20 protein-coding genes and 1 pseudogene are annotated in these 16,865 nt (G+C 68.1%); 12 read left to right on the forward strand and 9 right to left on the reverse strand.

Translation table 11 applies throughout. The features are described from left to right. Positions 1 to 12: 12 nt before the first annotated feature. Positions 13 to 543: an orotate phosphoribosyltransferase gene (pyrE, locus tag MLGJGCBP_RS27050; protein WP_015889338.1), complete on the forward strand. Its 531-nt coding sequence runs from the start codon at positions 13 to 15 to the stop codon at positions 541 to 543. A gap of 52 nt (positions 544 to 595) precedes the next feature. On the opposite strand, the gene MLGJGCBP_RS27055 is transcribed toward pyrE, so the two are convergent. The 4 genes from MLGJGCBP_RS27055 to MLGJGCBP_RS27070 all read right to left on the reverse strand — a co-directional run bounded on the left by MLGJGCBP_RS27055 (position 596) and on the right by MLGJGCBP_RS27070 (position 4,421). Beyond that, the gene (locus MLGJGCBP_RS27055; protein WP_095861285.1) at positions 596 to 1,858 is read right to left on the reverse strand and encodes an MFS transporter; all 1,263 of its coding nucleotides are present in this window, start codon (positions 1,856 to 1,858) and stop codon (positions 596 to 598) included. A gap of 32 nt (positions 1,859 to 1,890) precedes the next feature. Further along, the gene (locus MLGJGCBP_RS27060; RefSeq protein ID WP_160099322.1) at positions 1,891 to 2,331 is read right to left on the reverse strand and encodes a MarR family winged helix-turn-helix transcriptional regulator; all 441 of its coding nucleotides are present in this window, start codon (positions 2,329 to 2,331) and stop codon (positions 1,891 to 1,893) included. A 90-nt stretch (positions 2,332 to 2,421) separates the two neighbouring features. Continuing rightward, the gene (locus tag MLGJGCBP_RS27065) at positions 2,422 to 2,877 is read right to left on the reverse strand and encodes an SRPBCC family protein (RefSeq protein WP_160099324.1); all 456 of its coding nucleotides are present in this window, start codon (positions 2,875 to 2,877) and stop codon (positions 2,422 to 2,424) included. Then, positions 2,874 to 4,421 (reverse strand): flavin-containing monooxygenase, encoded by a 1,548-nt coding sequence (locus MLGJGCBP_RS27070; RefSeq protein WP_160099326.1) that lies wholly within the window; start codon positions 4,419 to 4,421, stop codon positions 2,874 to 2,876. The genes MLGJGCBP_RS27065 and MLGJGCBP_RS27070 overlap by 4 nt, the downstream gene beginning before the upstream one ends. Before the next feature lie 152 nt (positions 4,422 to 4,573). Here MLGJGCBP_RS27070 and MLGJGCBP_RS27075 point away from each other — a divergent pair, with 152 nt between their 5' ends. From MLGJGCBP_RS27075 to MLGJGCBP_RS27085, 3 genes are read left to right on the forward strand one after another with little or no spacing between them, the layout of a single operon-like run. After that, the gene (locus MLGJGCBP_RS27075; RefSeq protein ID WP_160099328.1) at positions 4,574 to 4,945 is read left to right on the forward strand and encodes an ArsR/SmtB family transcription factor; all 372 of its coding nucleotides are present in this window, start codon (positions 4,574 to 4,576) and stop codon (positions 4,943 to 4,945) included. After that, positions 4,942 to 5,586: an SRPBCC family protein gene (locus tag MLGJGCBP_RS27080; RefSeq protein ID WP_160099330.1), complete on the forward strand. Its 645-nt coding sequence runs from the start codon at positions 4,942 to 4,944 to the stop codon at positions 5,584 to 5,586. The genes MLGJGCBP_RS27075 and MLGJGCBP_RS27080 overlap by 4 nt, the downstream gene beginning before the upstream one ends. A gap of 16 nt (positions 5,587 to 5,602) precedes the next feature. Next, positions 5,603 to 6,115 carry a J-domain-containing protein gene (locus tag MLGJGCBP_RS27085; protein WP_160099332.1) on the forward strand — a complete coding sequence of 171 codons (513 nt, stop codon included), beginning with the start codon at positions 5,603 to 5,605 and terminating at the stop codon, positions 6,113 to 6,115. A 4-nt stretch (positions 6,116 to 6,119) separates the two neighbouring features. Here the strand turns inward: MLGJGCBP_RS27085 and MLGJGCBP_RS27090 are convergent, their stop codons facing one another. Beyond that, positions 6,120 to 7,388, reverse strand: a complete 1,269-nt coding sequence (locus MLGJGCBP_RS27090) for a benzoate/H(+) symporter BenE family transporter (protein ID WP_160099334.1) — start codon at positions 7,386 to 7,388, stop codon at positions 6,120 to 6,122. A 243-nt stretch (positions 7,389 to 7,631) separates the two neighbouring features. Here MLGJGCBP_RS27090 and MLGJGCBP_RS27095 point away from each other — a divergent pair, with 243 nt between their 5' ends. Beyond that, positions 7,632 to 7,928 (forward strand): hypothetical protein, encoded by a 297-nt coding sequence (locus MLGJGCBP_RS27095; RefSeq protein ID WP_160099336.1) that lies wholly within the window; start codon positions 7,632 to 7,634, stop codon positions 7,926 to 7,928. 1 nt (position 7,929) lies between these two features. Here MLGJGCBP_RS27095 and MLGJGCBP_RS27100 read toward each other — a convergent pair whose 3' ends face one another. Further along, positions 7,930 to 8,571, reverse strand: a complete 642-nt coding sequence (locus MLGJGCBP_RS27100; RefSeq protein ID WP_160099338.1) for a ScbR family autoregulator-binding transcription factor — start codon at positions 8,569 to 8,571, stop codon at positions 7,930 to 7,932. 102 nt (positions 8,572 to 8,673) lie between these two features. Between MLGJGCBP_RS27100 and MLGJGCBP_RS27105 the strand changes: the two genes are divergently transcribed. Continuing rightward, positions 8,674 to 9,402, forward strand: coding sequence for a lysoplasmalogenase (locus MLGJGCBP_RS27105; RefSeq protein WP_160099340.1), 729 nt, complete (start codon positions 8,674 to 8,676; stop codon positions 9,400 to 9,402). Here MLGJGCBP_RS27105 and MLGJGCBP_RS27110 read toward each other — a convergent pair. Beyond that, positions 9,386 to 9,832, reverse strand: a complete 447-nt coding sequence (locus tag MLGJGCBP_RS27110) for a hypothetical protein (RefSeq protein ID WP_087561404.1) — start codon at positions 9,830 to 9,832, stop codon at positions 9,386 to 9,388. The two genes, MLGJGCBP_RS27105 and MLGJGCBP_RS27110, sit on opposite strands and share 17 nt — an antisense overlap. A gap of 114 nt (positions 9,833 to 9,946) precedes the next feature. Here MLGJGCBP_RS27110 and MLGJGCBP_RS27115 point away from each other — a divergent pair, with 114 nt between their 5' ends. From MLGJGCBP_RS27115 to MLGJGCBP_RS27135, 5 genes and pseudogenes are all read left to right on the forward strand, one after another. Next, on the forward strand, positions 9,947 to 10,552 hold the full coding sequence (locus MLGJGCBP_RS27115) for a hypothetical protein (protein WP_160099342.1): 606 nt from the start codon (positions 9,947 to 9,949) through the stop codon (positions 10,550 to 10,552). A gap of 4 nt (positions 10,553 to 10,556) precedes the next feature. Then, entirely contained in the window at positions 10,557 to 11,249 is a 693-nt protein-coding gene (locus MLGJGCBP_RS27120) for a TrmH family RNA methyltransferase (RefSeq protein WP_160099344.1), read from the forward strand. Between the two features lie 34 nt (positions 11,250 to 11,283). Continuing rightward, complete coding sequence (locus MLGJGCBP_RS27125; RefSeq protein ID WP_160099346.1) at positions 11,284 to 12,402, forward strand: glycoside hydrolase family 76 protein; 1,119 nt, start codon at positions 11,284 to 11,286, stop codon at positions 12,400 to 12,402. Between the two features lie 67 nt (positions 12,403 to 12,469). Beyond that, positions 12,470 to 13,825 (forward strand): LLM class flavin-dependent oxidoreductase, encoded by a 1,356-nt coding sequence (locus MLGJGCBP_RS27130; RefSeq protein ID WP_087561408.1) that lies wholly within the window; start codon positions 12,470 to 12,472, stop codon positions 13,823 to 13,825. Positions 13,826 to 13,896: 71 nt separating this feature from the next. Next, positions 13,897 to 14,148: pseudogene (locus tag MLGJGCBP_RS27135) on the forward strand (GTP-binding protein); the annotation flags it as partial. Here the strand turns inward: MLGJGCBP_RS27135 and MLGJGCBP_RS27140 are convergent. Together MLGJGCBP_RS27140 and MLGJGCBP_RS27145 are read right to left on the reverse strand one after the other, a co-directional pair. Next, entirely contained in the window at positions 14,145 to 14,810 is a 666-nt protein-coding gene (locus tag MLGJGCBP_RS27140) for a DedA family protein (protein ID WP_160099348.1), read from the reverse strand. The pseudogene MLGJGCBP_RS27135 and the gene MLGJGCBP_RS27140 overlap by 4 nt on opposite strands. A 25-nt stretch (positions 14,811 to 14,835) precedes the next feature. Beyond that, complete coding sequence (locus MLGJGCBP_RS27145; protein WP_160099350.1) at positions 14,836 to 15,567, reverse strand: VTT domain-containing protein; 732 nt, start codon at positions 15,565 to 15,567, stop codon at positions 14,836 to 14,838. Positions 15,568 to 15,793: 226 nt separating this feature from the next. On the opposite strand from MLGJGCBP_RS27145, the gene fbaA reads away from it, so the two are divergent. Then, positions 15,794 to 16,828 (forward strand): class II fructose-bisphosphate aldolase, encoded by a 1,035-nt coding sequence (fbaA, locus tag MLGJGCBP_RS27150; RefSeq protein ID WP_160099352.1) that lies wholly within the window; start codon positions 15,794 to 15,796, stop codon positions 16,826 to 16,828. Positions 16,829 to 16,865 lie beyond the last annotated feature (37 nt).

Genomic DNA, 16,865 nt, shown 5'->3' on the forward strand with positions numbered 1-16,865 from the left:
AGGGTTTCGGGCATGAGTGATCGCGAGGATCTGGCCGCGTTGGTGCGCGAGCTGGCTGTTGTGCACGGCAAGGTGACGTTGTCTTCGGGCAAGGAAGCCGACTACTACGTGGACCTTCGCCGCGCCACGCTGCATCACGAGGCGGGCCCGCTGATCGGGAAGTTGCTGCGTGAATTGGTGGCGGACTGGGATTTCGACGCAGTCGGCGGGCTGACGATGGGCGCCGACCCGGTGGCGATGGCCGTCATGCACGCGCCGGGCAGGCCGATCGACTCGTTCGTGGTGCGCAAGGCCGCGAAGGCGCACGGGATGCAGCGGCAGATCGAGGGACCGGACGTCGTCGGTAAGCGTGTCCTCGTGGTCGAGGACACCACCACCACGGGTAACTCGCCGCTCACCGCGGTGAAGGCACTGCGCGACGTGGGGGCGATCGTCGTGGGTGTCGCGACCGTCGTCGACCGGGCGACCGGGGCCGGCGACGTGATCGCGGCCGAGGGTCTCGAGTACCGTTCGCTCCTCGGACTTCCCGACCTGAACCTCTGACAGGTGAGTGGCAAAGTGTGCTCGCGCACGCTTTGCCACTCACGTCAGGGAGTCAGTCGGCGTCGCCGGCCGTGACGGCCAGTGCCTCGTCGACGCTGTGCGGTTCGGGATCGTGCTCGTCGACGTGGGCGAGGACCTTGCGGCCGGTCGCGAGGACGAGGATCGCGGCGGCGGTGCACACCGCGCCGACCCAGAACGGCAGGTGAATGTTGCTCTCACCGAGCTTGCCCGCGACCCACGGTGCCGCGGCCCCGCCGACGAAGCGGACGAAGCTGTAGGCCGCGGACGCCGTCGACCGCTCGACGGGGGCGGAGATCATCACGGTCTCGGTGATGAGGGTGTTGTTGACACCGAGGAACAGCCCGGCGAGGACGACGCCGACGATGAGCACGGTCTTGTTCTCGGTGAACGCGGCCATCATGGCGAGGTCGAGGGCGAACAGCGCGAGGGCCACCATCATCATCGGCAGCGTGCCGAAGCGCCGCTGCAGGCGCGGGGCGAGGAACACCGACGCGACGGCCAGTGCGAGACCCCAGCCGAAGAAGATGAACCCGATCGAGTACGTGCCCATGTCCAGCGGGAACGGCGTGTACGCGAGCAGGGTGAAGAAGCCGTAATTGTAGAGCAGCGCGGTGATCGCGACGGTGAGCAGGCCGCGGTGGCGCAGGGCGAGGAACGGCGCGGCGATCGACGTGCGGTGCTCCGGCTTGGGAGCGGACGGCAGCATCACGACGATCAGGATGAACGCCACGGCCATCAGGGCTGCGACGCCGAAGAACGGTGCGCGCCAGCTGATGTTGCCGAGGACACCGCCGACCAGCGGGCCGACGGCGATGCCGATGCCCAGCGCGGCCTCGTAGAGGATGATGGCCCGCGCGACGCCGCCACTGGCCGCGCCGACGATGGCGGCGAGTGCGGTCGCGATGAACAGGGCGTTGCCCAGTCCCCAGCCGGCGCGGAAGCCGACGATCTGGGCGATGGTGCCGGAGCTTCCGGCCAGCGCCGCGAACACGACGATGACAGCGAGACCGGTCAGGAGCGTCTTCTTGGCGCCGATCCGGCTCGACACCACACCGGTGATGAGCATCGCGACCCCGGTGACCAGCATGTAACTGGTGAACAGCAGCGACACCTGGGAGGGGGTCGCGTCCAGCTGTTCGCCGATCGGCTTGAGGATGGGGTCGACGAGGCCGATGCCCATGAACGCGATGACGCTGGCGAAGGCGACGGCCCACACCGACTTCGGCTGGTGGAGGAGGCTCGGTGGTGCCTCGCTGCTGTTCGTGACGGTTGCGGTCGTGGTGCTCACGGCCACCTCCTTCGATGTGTTTCGGGGTGGATGGGTCGTCAGGCGAGGGCCGACGACTTGACGATCGAACGCAGTTCCGCCAGGCCCTGCGCCAGTCGTTCGAGCTGCTCGGGTTCGAGGTCCGCGAAGTGCGGGGCGAGGGCGCCCGCGATCTCGCCCCGGGCCACGGTCAGCCAGTTGCGTCCGGGATCGGTGATGGACACCCGGACTGCCCGGGCGTCGTCCGGATCGGGCCGGCGGGCCACGTATCCGCGATCGGCGAGCTTCTGGAGCAGGGCGGTCGCGGACGGTTGCGAGCAGCGGTCGATGCGGGCGAATTCGCTGATGCGGAGTTCGCCGTGGTCATCGAGCAGGGCGAGGGCACGTACCCATGGCCGGGGATGGTCCTCGGATCCGAAGGAGCTCGCGAGCCTGGTGAATCGGTGAGAATTCGTGACCAGGTCGACGAGCAGGCTCTGCAGCCGCGTGTCGTCGTCCATGGAAAACATATTACATAGGCTAACTAACTATGTACACAGCGCCGGCTGTTCCACCTGTCACACGAGGGTGAACGGCGGGCGTGCAGTGAGTCAGGCCGACCGGCGCGCGACTTCCTCCACCTGACGCCGCAGCGTGGCGTCGGTGTGGCGGATCGCCTGGGCGACGAAGGGCTCGATGATCCTGCCGAGCGCCTTGCCCGCGAGCCCACCGGGCAGGTCGTAGCGGAAATCGACCGTCAGGCGGGTCTCGGTCTCGCCGACGGCCTCGAACTGCCACCGCGAGTGCGTGTACAGGCCGTCGATCGATTCGAGCTCGATCAGCGAATTCCGTTCCCACCCGGTGACCTTCACGACCGAACCACGGGTCTTGGGGCCGATCTTCATCGCGGCGTCGTAGACGGCTCCGAGCCCGCGATCCTGTTCGCCGATCGGGTCGAACTTCGTGATCCCGAACATCCAGGACGGGACGTGGCGATAGTCGTCGACGTAGTCGAACGCGCCCGCGACGGGTGCGCCGGCGACAGCAGTGTGATGGATCTCGATCATCGTGACTTTCCTGACGGGTGAGGGGAGGGGGACGGCTGTGTCCGGTACGGCCGGACGGCGTAGTTCTCGAGGTCGAAACGGGCGAGGCGGCGGCGCAGGGACCCGGTGGACCACGGCCACGCGGCGAAGTTCCTGCCGTCGGCGTCGAGGTAGTAGCTGCTGCACCCGCCGTTGTTGAACACGGTCGGCTCCAGGCCCTTCTGCACCGCGTCGTTGAACCGGCGGAACGGCTGGTCGCGGACCTCGAGCACTTCGATGCCCTGCCGCTCCGCCTTGGTGATTCCGTCGATCACGTAGTCGAGCTGGGTCTCGGCCAGGCCGAGGAACGAGTTGTACACCAGGATGTTCGGTCCGAGCATGATGTACGCGTTCGGTGCGCCGGGTGTCGTGGTGGCCAGATAGGCCTCGGGGCTCTTCGACCATTTTTCGGACAGCAGTGCCCCGTCGCGTCCGCGGATCCGGCTCGCGATCGGCGGATGGCTCACGTCGAAACCGGTGCCGAAGATGATGACGTCGACCTCGCGCCGGGTGCCGTCGGCTCCCACGACGACGCGTCCGTCGACCTCGGTGAGGGCGTGCGGGATCAACTCGACGTTGCTCTTCGTCAGGGCCGGGAGATACGTGTTGGACAGCAGGAGTCGCTTGCATCCGAGCGTGAAGTTCGGGGTCAGCGCCGAACGGAGCGCCGGGTCCGGCACCTGCCGGGCGAGCCAGCGGGTGCCGAGGGGGTTGAGGAGCCGGGCGGTGCGTTCGCGGCGCATCGCCCACGAGAGGGTCCGCAGGACGACGTCGAGGACCTGTCGCAACGCGCGCTGCACCGCGGGGACCCGCGAGAACACCGACTGCGCGAGCCGGGGGAACGGGAAGTCCAGGCGGGGCACCACCCAGGCCGGGGTGCGCTGGAACACGTACAGCGCCTCGACGTCCGGCTGGATCTCGGGGATGAACTGCACCGCGGACGCGCCCGTGCCGACGACCGCGACCTTCTTTCCGGTGAGGTCGACGTCGTGGTTCCAGCGGGCCGAGTGGAAGATGTCGCCGCCGAAACCGTCGATGCCGGGTACCGCGGGAGTGCTGGGTTCGGTGATGGGTCCCGCCGCGAAGATCACGTGCTGGGCGACGATCGTGCCGCGACTGGTGTCGAGAATCCAGCGTCGGCGCTCGTCGGACCACACTGCCTCGTGGAGTTCGGTCTGCATCGAGATCCTGGACTGCACGTCGAACTCGGCGACGGTGTTCTCGATGTAGGACAGAAGTTCCGGCTGGAGTGCGAAGTTGCTGCGCCATCCCGGGTTGGGTTTGAACGAGAACGAGTACACCGGTGCGGGAATGTCGACACCGCACCCGGGGTACGTGTTCTCGCGCCACACGCCGCCAACGCGATCGGACTTCTCCAGGACGACGAAATCCGTGATGCCCGCGCGTTCGAGTTTGACCGCGGCGGCGATTCCGGACAGGCCGGCGCCGACCACGACGACGCGCAGGTGCCGCTCGTCTCCGCTGCTCTCGCGCGCTGCGGCGTGCTCGGGGGTGGTCGCTGTCATGGTCGCTTCCCTGGGTGGATACGGAGCCTTCGCCGTCAGTCCATTTAACTGAGACGTGGTGTCACAGTAAAAGGAGTGTGGGCGGCTTGGCAAGTGATCGGCAATCATTTGCGTCTTGACTTATATAAGTGAAGGCTGAAATATAAGACGGCATGCACGCCTTCGACGTACTCGGCGATCCGGTCCGACGCCGGATCCTCGAACTGATCGCGGACGACGAGAAGACGTCCGGTGCGGTCAGCGACGTCATCCGTGCCGAGTTCGGCATCTCGCAACCCGCGGTGTCTCAGCATCTGAAGGTCTTGCGGGAGAACGGTTTCGCCACAGTCCGGATCGACGGTGCGCGACGGCTGTATGCGGTGGAGACCGAACCGCTCCGCGACATCGACGCGTGGCTCGGCCAGTTCCGGCGTTTCTGGACGCCGCGGCTCGACGCACTGGCCACGGAGATCGCGCGAGGGCGCCGCGAAAAACGACTGTCCGGCGAGGACAAAACAGACCCGAAACAAGGGAGCGATCGATGATCGAAGTGACGGAACAGATCAACGCGGTGCGCCGCTCGGTGGGCAGTCGGACGCTCGAGGCGGGCGAGGCCCGCACCGTGACGATCGGACGCACCTACGACGCCACGGTGGAGGAGGTGTGGGAGGCCTGCACTACCGCCGAGCGAATCCCACGGTGGTTCATGCCGGTGACGGGCGACCTGCGCCTGCACGGTCGCTATCAGCTCGAAGGCAACGCCGGCGGCGAGATTCTCACGTGTGATCCGCCCAACGGATTCACCGCGACCTGGGAGTACGGCGGCGACGTCAGCTGGATCGACGTGTCCGTCACCGCGGACCCGGCCGGGGGCACCCGCTTCGAGCTTCTGCACACGGCGCACGTCGACGACAAGTTCTGGGACGAATACGGGCCCGGCGCGACCGGCGTCGGCTGGGAACTGGGGGTTCTGGGGCTGTACCTGTATCTGGGGACGGGGAAGTCGATGGACCCGAAGGAGAGCGAGGCCTGGTCGGCGAGCGAGGAAGGCAAGGAGTTCATCACGGCGAGCAGCGAGCAGTGGCGGGACGCGAGCATCGAGTTCGGGACTCCGGAAGCCGCGGCGACCGCGGCAGGCGATCGCACGACCGCGTTCTACACGGGAGCCGACGCCCCGGCAGGCTGAAGCGGGTTTTGGAACAATGGCGTGCGTGACCGAGCGCAAACCTCCCGGGGTGAGCTTCGAGAGCTGGATCGACAAGCAGATCCGGCTCGCTCAGGAGCGCGGCGACTTCGACGATCTCCCCGGCGCGGGCAAACCGATTCCGGCGGGCGACGTCGACGACGAACTGTGGTGGGTGAAGAACTACCTCCGGCGCGAGAATCTGCCCACCGACTCGTTGCTCCCCACGCCGCTGCAGTTGCGCAAGGAGATCGAGCGGCTGCCCGACACGATCCGTGGAATGCCGTCCGAGCAGGCGGTGCGGGACGTGGTGGCGCAGCTCAACCTGCAGATCGTCGAATGGTTGCGGGCGCCGTCCGGTCCGAGGATCCCGGTGAGCCCGGTCGACGCGGACGAGGTCGTCGCCACCTGGCGGCAGCAGAAGCAGTACGTGCGGAAGCCGCAGCAGGCAGCGCCCCCGAAATCGCAACCGGAGCCGGTACCGGACCCGCCCCCGGCAGGCAGGCGGTGGTGGTGGTGGCGGGGGCGGTGACCGATCATCCCTTCCGGAAATCACCCGGTTCCATCACCCGGGACACGAGCAGTCCGGCGATCAGTCCCCAGAAGGCCGCGCCGATGTTGAGGAACTGCACGTTCGAGACGGTCACCAGAAACGTCACGAGCGCGCCGAGCGTGTATCGGGAGCCGAACGCCGCGACGAACGACCCCTGCAGCGCCCGGAGCATCGCGAGGCCGCCGAGCGTGGCGACGAACGCGGCCGGGGTGGCCAGCATCAGCTGAACGAACAGCGGGGCGAAGAGGCCGACGATCACGGCGAGCAGTCCGCAGACGACGGCCGCCGTGTACTGCCGGGTGCGCTGCCCGGACGCCACCAGCAGGGCGTTGGTCGGCCCGGTCAGGCACGTCGACACGGCTCCGACGGCGGCGGTGGCGAGGGACCAGACCCCGCACAGGACGGTGCCGACGTTCATCGGCGGCCTGTGGCCTGCGGACGTCAGCACGGCCGCACCCTGACCGTTCTGCACGACGATGACCGTGATCGCCAGCGGCACGACCAGTTCGGCGATCGCCTGCCAGGTGAACTGCGGGGCCTGGAACATCGGCGCCGCGATCCATGGTGTGCCGGTGCCGGCGGGCTGGAAGCGGCCCGTGACCGCGACCGCGGCCGCCCCGACGAGCAGTGCGCCGAGAATCGGGGGCATCCACCGGCCGAGCGCGGCGCGGGACGCGAGGAGGACGAAGGCGACGACCATCGGAACGGCCACGGCCGCATCGGCTCCCACGGCGTGGACGAGGTCGGTGCCGAATTTCAGGAAGACGCCGGCGACCATGGCCATGACGATCGGCATCGGAAGCATCGCCATCACCTGGCGCACCCGCCCGGTCAGGCCGAGGGCGAGGACCAGGAGTCCGGTCACGAGGAACGCCCCGAGCACCTCCGGCCACGACAGGTGGGTGAGCGAGCCGCCGACGATGATCGTGCCGGGGATCGTCCAGAAGAACGCGAGCGGCTGACGGTACAGCCAGCTGGCGAGGACGGTGAGGATGCCGTTGAGGAAGAAGACGCCGAAGATCCACGACGCCATCTGCCCGGGCGACAGTCCGCCCGCGGAACCGGCGGCCAGGATCACGGCTACGGGACCGGTCGCGGAGAAGATCAGTCCGATCAGCCCATTGGCGGCGTAGGCGCCGCCGAGGTCGCGGAGTAGGCGGCGGGGGCCGGCGGGCGGCCACGGCGGTCGTTCGAAGCGAGGGGGGCGCGTCTGCGCGTCTTCGCTGCGGGTCGGTTCCTCGGTGGTCGTCATGAGGCCTTCCTGCTCGGGCGATGCTCACGATGTACGCATAGCGGACAGAATCTCCGCTCTGCGTACACCTGGTGTGGTCCGGATCATAACCGCCCGCGCCCCGGGGTGCCGGGCCGGGCCGTCCAACCCTGGGTGGAGTGCATTCCATCCCTGGGGGCAGCGACACCCGGCCGCCGCCGCGACAGACTCGTAAGCGTCGACCCGACACCATCCGCACCGACCGATCATGCGAAGAAGGGCCACATGGTGGAACTCAGCCGAAATCCCCGAGAGCGAAGGGCCGTGTACGCGCGGCGCACCACGATAGCATTGGAGGGCGAACCACGATCAGCTGTCGAACGAACGTCGACGTTCCTGGCCTACGGCCTGCTGGCATTGTTCGGCGGCCTCGGCATCTTCGGAACCATCTGCTCCGTCGACGCGATTCCGGACGGCGCCCGCATCGCCGTCGTCCAACCGGCGCCGACGCAGTCACATCCGCTCGACCTGCCGCAACCGGCGCCGGACGGTCCCGAGGAACCCGCCCACACCGGCGTCTGAGTCAGGACGCGACGTCGTCGCGCAGTGCCACGAGTTCGAGCAGGCGCGGCAGCATGTCCGGCGACGCGATCGACGGCAGCAGCAGCCCCCACATGTCGGCCAGCCGCTCGTACAGGTCGGCACGCCCGGTCAGCGCCTCGGACACCAACTGCATGCCCGTGAACGAACTGACCAGGAAACGGGCCAGCGCGGCGGGATCGACGGTCGCGCGCAGTTCACCCGCCTCCCGTGCCTTGCCCGCGAGTGCGACGAGGGTGTCGGTCCAGTCGATGTAGGGATCGGTGGCCGGGCCGCGGGACGTCCCGAGTTCCAGGGTCAGCCGCACACCCGCCCGCACGATCGGCTCGGTCAGCAGCTGGCGCGCCATCTCCTTGGCGCACAACAGGATCGCCTCCATCGGCGACTGGGCCGTCGCGAGCACGCGCTGCGCCGCCAGCATCGCCATCGCGTGCTGTTCCTTGATCACCGCCCAGGCCAGCGCCTCCTTGGACTCGAAGTGAAAGTACAAGGCGCCCTTCGTCACGTCAGCGTAGGAGAGGATGCCGCTGAGGCTCGCGCCGCCGTACCCGAGCTTCTCGAAGCTCAGTGCAGCACCCTCCAACACTTGATGGCGGGTGGCCGCCGCGCGCGCCTGTTTTGCCATCAGCTGTGCCTCACAATCGCGGATTCTCCGTCGCATCCACTCTCCAGTCAACCACTGTTCGGACCGGTAACCTCGGCACATCCGAAAGCGTGGGAGGAAGACGTGAAGTCGAAGAACAACTGGGGTGTCGAGCACGCGGTATTCGCCGGTGCGACGCTGGCCACCGTGGTCGGAGCCGTCACCGGTCGGGAACGGTTGCAGCGCGTGGCGAAGCCACTGATCGCGCCCGCGCTCGCCGTTCGGGTGCTGCGGCGGCGTGCGGACACCGACCCCGCCGACGTCGCGCTTCTCCTCGCCGGTCTCACCGCCGCGACCGTGGGGGACGTCTTCATGATCGACCCCGACGACGACGCCCGTCTCGTACGCGGCGCGTCCTCGTTCGCCGTCATGCAGGTCGGCTACTCGGCGCTGCTGCTGCGCCGGGGCGCCCGGCCTACGGTGCCCGCGTTGCTGCCCCGGCTCGCGGGGTGGGCGGGCGCGGCGGCGCTTCTCCGCGGGCGCGCGAAGGAGGTCGCCGCACCGTTGACCGCGTACGGCGCGCTGCTCGGCACCACGTCGACCCTCTCGGCCGACCCGTCCCTCGCGCCCGGCGCCGACGTTTACGCGAATGTGGCCGTGCCGGGAACCGACCGGCGCAGCTGGCTCGGCGTGGGCGGGATGCTGTTCACCGCCTCCGACGGCCTGATCGTGGTGCGGCGCTTGTTCATCCGGGGAGAACAGGGGAGAGCCGCGGCCGAAGGAGCGATCCTCGCCAGTTACGCGGCGGCCCAGCTGCTGCTCGTCGAGGGGATGCTCGCGCTCGGGCGCCGCCGGATCACGGGCAGAGCATGATGTGGTCCCGGTCCTCCGGGTCCACCAGGATGGTGATCGTCTCGCCCGGTACGAATCGTGTCGCGTTCTCCCGCCGCACCTCGTAGACGACCCGTCCGGCGTAGCTCTCCGATCCGGGCACGGTCAGCCGGAGGTCCAGTTCGGTGAGTTCGCCGTCGTCCGGGGTGCGGCGGAGCGGGGTGACGTGCTCGATGCGGGCCCAGCCCTCGAGTCCGTGGCGTTCGAGTTTGCGGTCGGCGCGGCTGGGCCGACCGGCCGCCATCATCCCGAAGCCCAGCGCCGAGCCGAAGGCCGCGACCAATCCCATGATCTGGTACGGAATGGTGGCCGGCGGGGTGTGCTGGATCAACCATCCCAGCCACACGGCGAGGACGACGACGTAGCCGACCGTGACGAAGCAGACCGTCCGCACGATGCGCTGATGATTCATCGAATGCCTCCACCTCCAGGTTAACCCGTCCCGGCCTCGCCGAAGCAGCCCCGCCGCCGCACTGCCGTTAGAGTGCAGTGTCGGCAGCAGGTAAGTATGTGTGGAGGTGGCCGTATGGCGTGGCGTCGGGTGTCGTTGGTGTGTCTGAGCATTGGCTCGGCCATGATGCTCGCAGGGTGTGGTGGGTCCTCGGACGCGGTGGCTCCGCCGACGTCGACGACGACGGCCGCGGCCCCTGTGACCACCACCACGACCACGGTTCCGCCGACCACCACGACCACGACCGTTGCGCCGCCGCCGCCGACGACGACGACCGAAGCGCCGACCACGACGCTCGTCGACGTCCCGTACGAGCACAACGAGTCGTACTTCTTCACGTCCCCGGACGGCGGGTTCCAGTGCGGCATCATCAAGCTGCCGAACCGCACCGAGGCCGGTTGCCAGGGGTCGACGAGCCCGGTGCCCCCGCGCCCCGACGACTGCATGGTCGACTGGGGTCACGGCATCCGCGTCGAGAACGACGGCGAGGCGTCGTTCATGTGCGCCGGCGGCCTCGTGTACACCTCGGGCGGCGACGAACCGGACGCGGCACTGCCCGCCGGGTCGAAACTGACCAAGCTCGGCTACACCTGCGGCACCACCGCCACGGCCGTCACGTGCACCAACGACGAGACGTCGCACGGGTTCACCGTCGCCCCCGATTCGAACAAGACGTTCTGACGTCGTGAGCGGAGTCGAGACGGGCCCGGTGGAGGTCGAGATCGCCGAGACGGGTCCCACCGAATGGGGCGAGAACCCGAACGGCGTCGGCCCGTGGACCGAGGAGCACGGCACCCCGCCCCCCACCGACCCGCGGTACGACCCCGAACTGCTGGCCGGAGGCGATCGCCGCAACGTGGTCGACGCCTACCGGTACTGGACGCGGGAAGCGATCGTCGCGGACATCGACAGCCGGCGCCACCCGCTCCACGTGGCCATCGAGAACTTCGGGCACGACGCGAACATCGGGACGGTGGTGCGCACCGCCAACGCGTTCGCCGCCGCGGCAGTCCACATCGTGGGACGTCGACGCTGGAACCGGCGCGGCGCCATGGTCACCGACCGGTACCAGCACGTCCTCCACCACCCGGACGTCGAGGGCCTCGTCGACTTCGCACGTGAGAGAGGTCTCACCATCGTGGCCGTCGACAACACACCCGGGTCGGTGCCGCTCGAGACGGCGAACCTGCCCCGCGACTGCGTGCTCCTGTTCGGCCAGGAGGGGCCGGGAGTCACCGACCAGGCGAAAGAGGTTGCGGCGATGACGGTGTCGATCGCACAGTTCGGTTCCACCCGCAGCATCAACGCGGGGGTCGCCGCGGGAATCGCGATGCACGCGTGGGTTCGACAGCACGCCGACCTCGACCGTGCGTGGTAGCGGAACCCCCGGCGAATAGGCAAGATCAACTCTTATGCAGGACTCGTGGTCGGCGCGCGCGGACGCCGCTGAAGAAGCGGTGGTGAGCAGGCACCTTCGCCGGCTGTGGGCGCTCCCGGGCACCACCCTGGGCGTCGTCGCCTGGCCGGCGGTGCGGCGCGAGCGGCTGTTCTTCAGCTGGCACTACTGGTGGCAGGCCCACCTGCTCGACTGCGCCGTCGACGCCCTCGAACGCGACCCCACGCCGCGCCGTCGTCGCCGCATCGTGAAACTTGCGCGCAGCCACCGTATGCGGAACATCTCGGGCTGGACCAACAACTATTACGACGACATGGCCTGGCTGGGAATCGCCCTCGAGCGTGCCCAGCGAATGCACTTCATAGACAACAGAAGTGCGGTGCAGGCGCTCGAATCCCAGTTGTTCGACGCCTGGGCGCCCGAGGCGGGGGGCGGCATCCCGTGGCGGAAAGGCTCGAATTTCTACAACGCGCCCGCCAACGGACCGGCCGGGATCATGCTGGCCCGCACCGGAAAGCTGTGGCGCGCCCAGGCGATAGCCGACTGGATCGACGACACGCTGCGGGACGCGCACACGAACCTGATCGCCGACGGCATCCACCCGGGCGGCGAGATCGAACGCAACATCTACTCCTATTGTCAGGGCGTCGTTCTCGGACTCGAAACCGAACTCGCCGTGCGCCTCGGTTCCCCCCGGCACCGCAACCGGACGCACCGGCTGGTCGACGCCATCGACGAGCACCTCGCACCCCACGGCGTCATCGACGGCGGCGGTGGGGGAGACGGCGGCCTGTTCAACGGAATCCTCGCGCGGTACCTGGCGCTGACCGCGGTGATGCTGCCGTGGGAGTCGCCCGCCGACATCCGGGCCCGGGAGATCGCCGCCCAACTCGTGCTGACCTCCGCGGAATCGGCGTGGGAGAACCGGTTGCAGATCGAGGGGCAGCCGCTGTTCGGCCACGACTGGACCCGGCAGGCGCAACTGCCGGGACTGGGTGGGGGAATCGCCACGTTCACCGGGGGCACCGTGCGCTCGTCCGGGATCCCGGAACGCGACATGTCCGTCCAGCTCGGTGGCTGGATGCTGATGGAGGCCGCGCACATGGTGTCCGCGGCGGGGTACCCGCGACGCTAGGCGACGGTTCGAATCACGCGAAAATTAACCGTATCGCCCCGGATACGGCGCTGTTAGACAGTTCGTTATGTCAGATCAACAGCGGCAGCTGAGTCTCAACGCGTTCATCTACCCGGCCGGGCACCACGAGTCGGCGTGGCGTCACCCGCTCACGACGCCCGAGCGGCTGTACGACGTCTCCTACTTCCAGGAGATCGCGCAGACAGCGGAAGCCGCGAAGCTGGACGCGATCTTCTTCGCCGACGGCCCCGCCCTGCGCAGCGACGTCGAGCACGGCGCCGCCGGAGCACTCGAGCCCATCACGCTGCTGACGGCCATCGCGACGGCCACCGAACGGATCGGGCTGATCGCGACCGCGTCCACGACGTACTTCGAGCCCTACAACCTCGCGCGGCTGTTCGCGTCCCTCGACCACATCTCCCGCGGCCGGGCCGGCTGGAACATCGTGACCACCGGCACCGACGTGGCGGCCGCCAACTTCGGACTGCCCAGCCACCCGGACCACGCCGACCGCTACGCGCGGGCGCGGGAGTTCGTCGACGCGACCGTCAAGCTGTGGGACAGCTGGGAGGACGACGCCATCCTGATCGACAAGGCCGCGGGCATCTACGCGGACCCGTCGAAGATCCACGAGATCAACTACGTCGGACGCCACCTGCGGGTGCGGGGACCGTTCAACGCGCCGCGCTCCCCGCAGGGACACCCGGTGCTGGTGCAGGCGGGTGCGTCCAACGAGGGCCGCGCGTTCGCAGGCCAGTACGCCGAGGCCATCTTCACCGCGCACCAGCGGCTGTCGGACGGGCAGGCGTTCTACGCGGACGTCAAGCAGCGTGCGGTGCAGTTCGGCCGCAACCCGGAGCACGTGAAGATCCTTCCCGGCATCAGCCCGTTCCTCGGCGACACCGAGGCCGAGGCGCGGGACCTGGAGCGAGAATTCAACGAACTGACCTCGCCCGAGTACGGGATCGCCCAGCTCGAGGCTCTCACCGGCTCGAGCGTGCGGCACCTCGATCTCGACGCCCCCGTGCCCGCCGGACTGTTCGGGGACGCCGGCGACGTCACGGACAACAAGCAGAGCCGTCTGCAGGTGATCGCCGGCATCGTCGAGCGGGAGAACCCGACGCTGCGCGGACTGCTGCACCGTCTCGCCGGTGCGCGTGGGCACCGGGTCGTCGTCGGGACGCCGGTGCAGGTGGCCGACACCATCGAGGAATGGTTCACGCAGGGCGCCGCGGACGGGTTCAACGTCATGCCGCCGTACTACCCGGGCGGTCTCGAGGTGTTCGCGCAGAAGGTGGTCCCGATCCTGCAGGAGCGCGGACTGTTCCGCACCGAGTACTCGGGCACCACGCTGCGCGACCACTTCGGGTTGCCGCGCCCCGAGAGCCAGTACGCGGACGCGCCGGGCACCGTCGCGCTGTAGTCACACGGGCCGGGGCTCAGGCCTCGGCCCGGTCGCGGCCATCGACACGATGGTGACGGTCGTGGATGCGTCGCCCCGACCTCGCGGCCGTCTGGTCGCAGGCCGGACCGAATCTCGTGATCGAACCCGCCCAACTGTGGGCGTCCACGGACGAACGTCCGGGGCAGGAGATCGTGTTCATCGGCGTCCGACTCGACCCCGACGGCCCGCGGCGGATCCTCGACCCGGCTCCGCTCACCGACGAGGAACTGCGATCAGGACCGGCAGCGTGGACTCTCTTCGACGGCCCGTTGCCCGCGTGGGACGCGGTGCACCGGCACTAGTCCAGCACTTCCTCGACTTCCACTTCTTCGGGCGGACGCGCCATCTCCTGCCGGTAGTGCCACACCCCGAGCACGGTGCCGATCACCAGCAGCGCGACCATCCCGGCGAGCACCGCGGGCATCAGCCACGACACCCGGTCGAGGAACGAGCCGAAGTAGAAACCGATGAGCAGCAGGACAGGCGCCCAGAAGATGGCGCCGATGGTGCTGGCGATCGTGTACTTGGTGTGATTCATCTTGGCGGCACCGGCGACCAGCGGGCACAGGGTGCGGATCCACGGAATCCAGCGGGCGACGAGCACCGCCCAGAATCCATGCTTCTCCAGCAGAAGGTTGACCTTGTGGAGGTTGGTGTAGTTGAGATACTTCCCGCCCTTGCGGGCGAGGATGTGGTTGCCGGTGCGGTGACCGATGACGTACCCCACCTGGTTTCCGCAGACGGCGGCGATCATTGCGCCGACCGACAACGCCCACACGTGGCCGGCGCCCGACGCATGGTTGGCCAGCACGATGCCCGCGGTGATCAGCATCGAGTCGCCGGGCAGGAACAGGCCCAGGATCACCGCGCACTCGATGAACACGAACGCGAGCACGACGACCCAGACCAGCGCTGGGCCGGCCGAGACGAGAGGCCCGAAGCTGCCTGCTGCCGTGGTGACCATCGTCAGTGCGCTACCCCGATCGGATTCAGGAGGTGGGATCGGTGGGGGTGGTGACCGGTTGCGGGTCCTCGGTCGCGGCACCCGCGCCCTGGCGGGACTTCACGATGCGCTTGCCCACCTCCACGATGATCGGCAGCACGGACACGAAGACGATCAGCAGGAAGATGACGTCGACGTTGTCGCGGATGAACTCGATCTGCCCGAGAAGGTAGCCGAGCAGCGTGACGCCGGCGCCCCACAGGATGCCGCCCACGATGTTGTACGTCAGGAACAGGGGGTACTTCATCCGCGACGCACCCGCGACGACCGGCGCGAACGTGCGCACGATCGGAACGAACCGGGCCAGGATGATGGTGATGGGGCCGTGCCTCTCGAAGAAGGCGTGCGACTCGTCGATGTACTTCTTCTTGAAGAACCGCGCGTCGTCACTCTTGAACAGGGCGGTCCCGCCCTTGCTGCCGATGAAGAAGCCGACCTGGTCGCCGAGGATCGCGGCGATCGGAATCAGAACCAGAAGCACCCACAGGGGGGCGAACGGTTCGATCTCCGTCGACTTCGACGCCGCGATGAGTCCCGCGGTGAAGAGGAGCGAGTCGCCGGGGAGCAGGGGGAACAGCAAACCCGACTCGATGAAGACGACCAGGAGAAGTCCGACGAGCACCCACGTGCCGAAGGAGTTGAGGAGGTTCACCGGGTCGAGGAATCCCGGCAACAACGCGAGGTTGGTCACGGAATCCGATGCTGCCTGCACAATCACGGCCTCAGCGTACCGGCGTTCTGGCCGACTGTCGGAATAGTGCAGGTCATGGAGTTTCGGCCCGGTCGGGGACCGGCTCAAACCCCGGTCGTCGACCGGACCGAACGAGGTGCCACGACAGCCACCGGGCGACGTACGCTAACGGTATTGCCATACTGCTAGGACCACATCGCGCGCTGCGCTGATCGCGCGTGCCGAAATCGACTCTTTATGGAGGACTGCCGCCGTGCCTATCGCGACTCCCGAGGTCTACGCCGAGATGCTTGGTCGGGCCAAGGAGCACTCCTTTGCCTTCCCCGCCATCAACTGCACTTCTTCCGAAACCATCAACGCCGCCATCAAGGGCTTCGCGGACGCCGGCAGTGACGGCATCATCCAGTTTTCGACCGGTGGCGCCGAGTTCGGTTCGGGCCTGGGCGTCAAGGACATGGTGACCGGTGCGGTCGCACTCGCCGAGTTCGCTCACGTGATCGCCGCGAAGTACGACGTCACGATCGCCCTGCACACCGACCACTGCCCCAAGGACAAGCTGGACACGTTCGTCCGCCCGCTGCTCGAGATCTCGCGCCAGCGCGTCGAGGCCGGCCGCAACCCGCTATTCCAGTCCCACATGTGGGACGGTTCGGCCGTCCCGATCGACGAGAACCTGGAGATCGCCCAGGAACTCCTCGCGAAGGCGAAAGCAGCCAACATCATCCTCGAGGTCGAGATCGGCGTCGTCGGTGGTGAAGAGGACGGCGTGGAAGCCGAGATCAACGACAAGCTCTACACCTCGCCCGAGGACTTCGAGAAGACCGTCGACGCGCTCGGCACCGGCGAGAACGGCAAGTACCTGCTGGCCGCCACGTTCGGCAACGTGCACGGCGTCTACAAGCCGGGCAACGTGAAGTTGCGTCCCGAGGTGCTCGAGACCGGCCAGAAGGTCGCCGCCGCCAAGCTCGGCCTGCCCGACGGCTCGCAGCCGTTCGACTTCGTTTTCCACGGCGGGTCGGGTTCGCTGAAGTCGGAGATCGAGGACGCGCTGAACTACGGCGTCGTCAAGATGAACGTCGACACCGACACCCAGTACGCGTTCACCCGTCCGATCGTCGGCCACATGTTCACCAACTACGACGGCGTGCTGAAGGTCGACGGCGAGGTCGGCAACAAGAAGTTCTACGACCCCCGCAGCTACCTCAAGAAGGCCGAGGCCGGCATGACGGCCCGCGTCGTCGAGGCCTGCAACGACCTCAAGTCCGCGGGACGTTCCGTCTCCGGATAGGCCCTTCGGGCTCGTGCGCCTTTCCGGTAGCTGTAGC

The organism is Rhodococcus sp. T7 (genome assembly GCF_009872365.1).
Taxonomy (GTDB): domain Bacteria; phylum Actinomycetota; class Actinomycetes; order Mycobacteriales; family Mycobacteriaceae; genus Rhodococcus_F.

Coding starts and splice junctions, on each gene's coding strand:
- MLGJGCBP_RS27085 (WP_160099332.1), top strand. CDS start 5,603: ATGGCGTGCGTGACCGAGCGCAAACCTCCCGGGGTGAGCTTCGAGAGC.
- MLGJGCBP_RS27125 (WP_160099346.1), top strand. CDS start 11,284: ATGCAGGACTCGTGGTCGGCGCGCGCGGACGCCGCTGAAGAAGCGGTG.
- MLGJGCBP_RS27075 (WP_160099328.1), top strand. CDS start 4,574: ATGCACGCCTTCGACGTACTCGGCGATCCGGTCCGACGCCGGATCCTC.
- MLGJGCBP_RS27070 (WP_160099326.1), bottom strand. CDS start 4,421: ATGACAGCGACCACCCCCGAGCACGCCGCAGCGCGCGAGAGCAGCGGA.
- MLGJGCBP_RS27090 (WP_160099334.1), bottom strand. CDS start 7,388: ATGACGACCACCGAGGAACCGACCCGCAGCGAAGACGCGCAGACGCGC.
- MLGJGCBP_RS27080 (WP_160099330.1), top strand. CDS start 4,942: ATGATCGAAGTGACGGAACAGATCAACGCGGTGCGCCGCTCGGTGGGC.
- MLGJGCBP_RS27065 (WP_160099324.1), bottom strand. CDS start 2,877: ATGATCGAGATCCATCACACTGCTGTCGCCGGCGCACCCGTCGCGGGC.
- MLGJGCBP_RS27110 (WP_087561404.1), bottom strand. CDS start 9,832: ATGAATCATCAGCGCATCGTGCGGACGGTCTGCTTCGTCACGGTCGGC.
- MLGJGCBP_RS27115 (WP_160099342.1), top strand. CDS start 9,947: ATGGCGTGGCGTCGGGTGTCGTTGGTGTGTCTGAGCATTGGCTCGGCC.
- MLGJGCBP_RS27095 (WP_160099336.1), top strand. CDS start 7,632: ATGGTGGAACTCAGCCGAAATCCCCGAGAGCGAAGGGCCGTGTACGCG.
- MLGJGCBP_RS27060 (WP_160099322.1), bottom strand. CDS start 2,331: ATGGACGACGACACGCGGCTGCAGAGCCTGCTCGTCGACCTGGTCACG.
- MLGJGCBP_RS27130 (WP_087561408.1), top strand. CDS start 12,470: ATGTCAGATCAACAGCGGCAGCTGAGTCTCAACGCGTTCATCTACCCG.
- MLGJGCBP_RS27100 (WP_160099338.1), bottom strand. CDS start 8,571: ATGGCAAAACAGGCGCGCGCGGCGGCCACCCGCCATCAAGTGTTGGAG.
- pyrE (WP_015889338.1), top strand. CDS start 13: ATGAGTGATCGCGAGGATCTGGCCGCGTTGGTGCGCGAGCTGGCTGTT.
- MLGJGCBP_RS27140 (WP_160099348.1), bottom strand. CDS start 14,810: ATGGTCACCACGGCAGCAGGCAGCTTCGGGCCTCTCGTCTCGGCCGGC.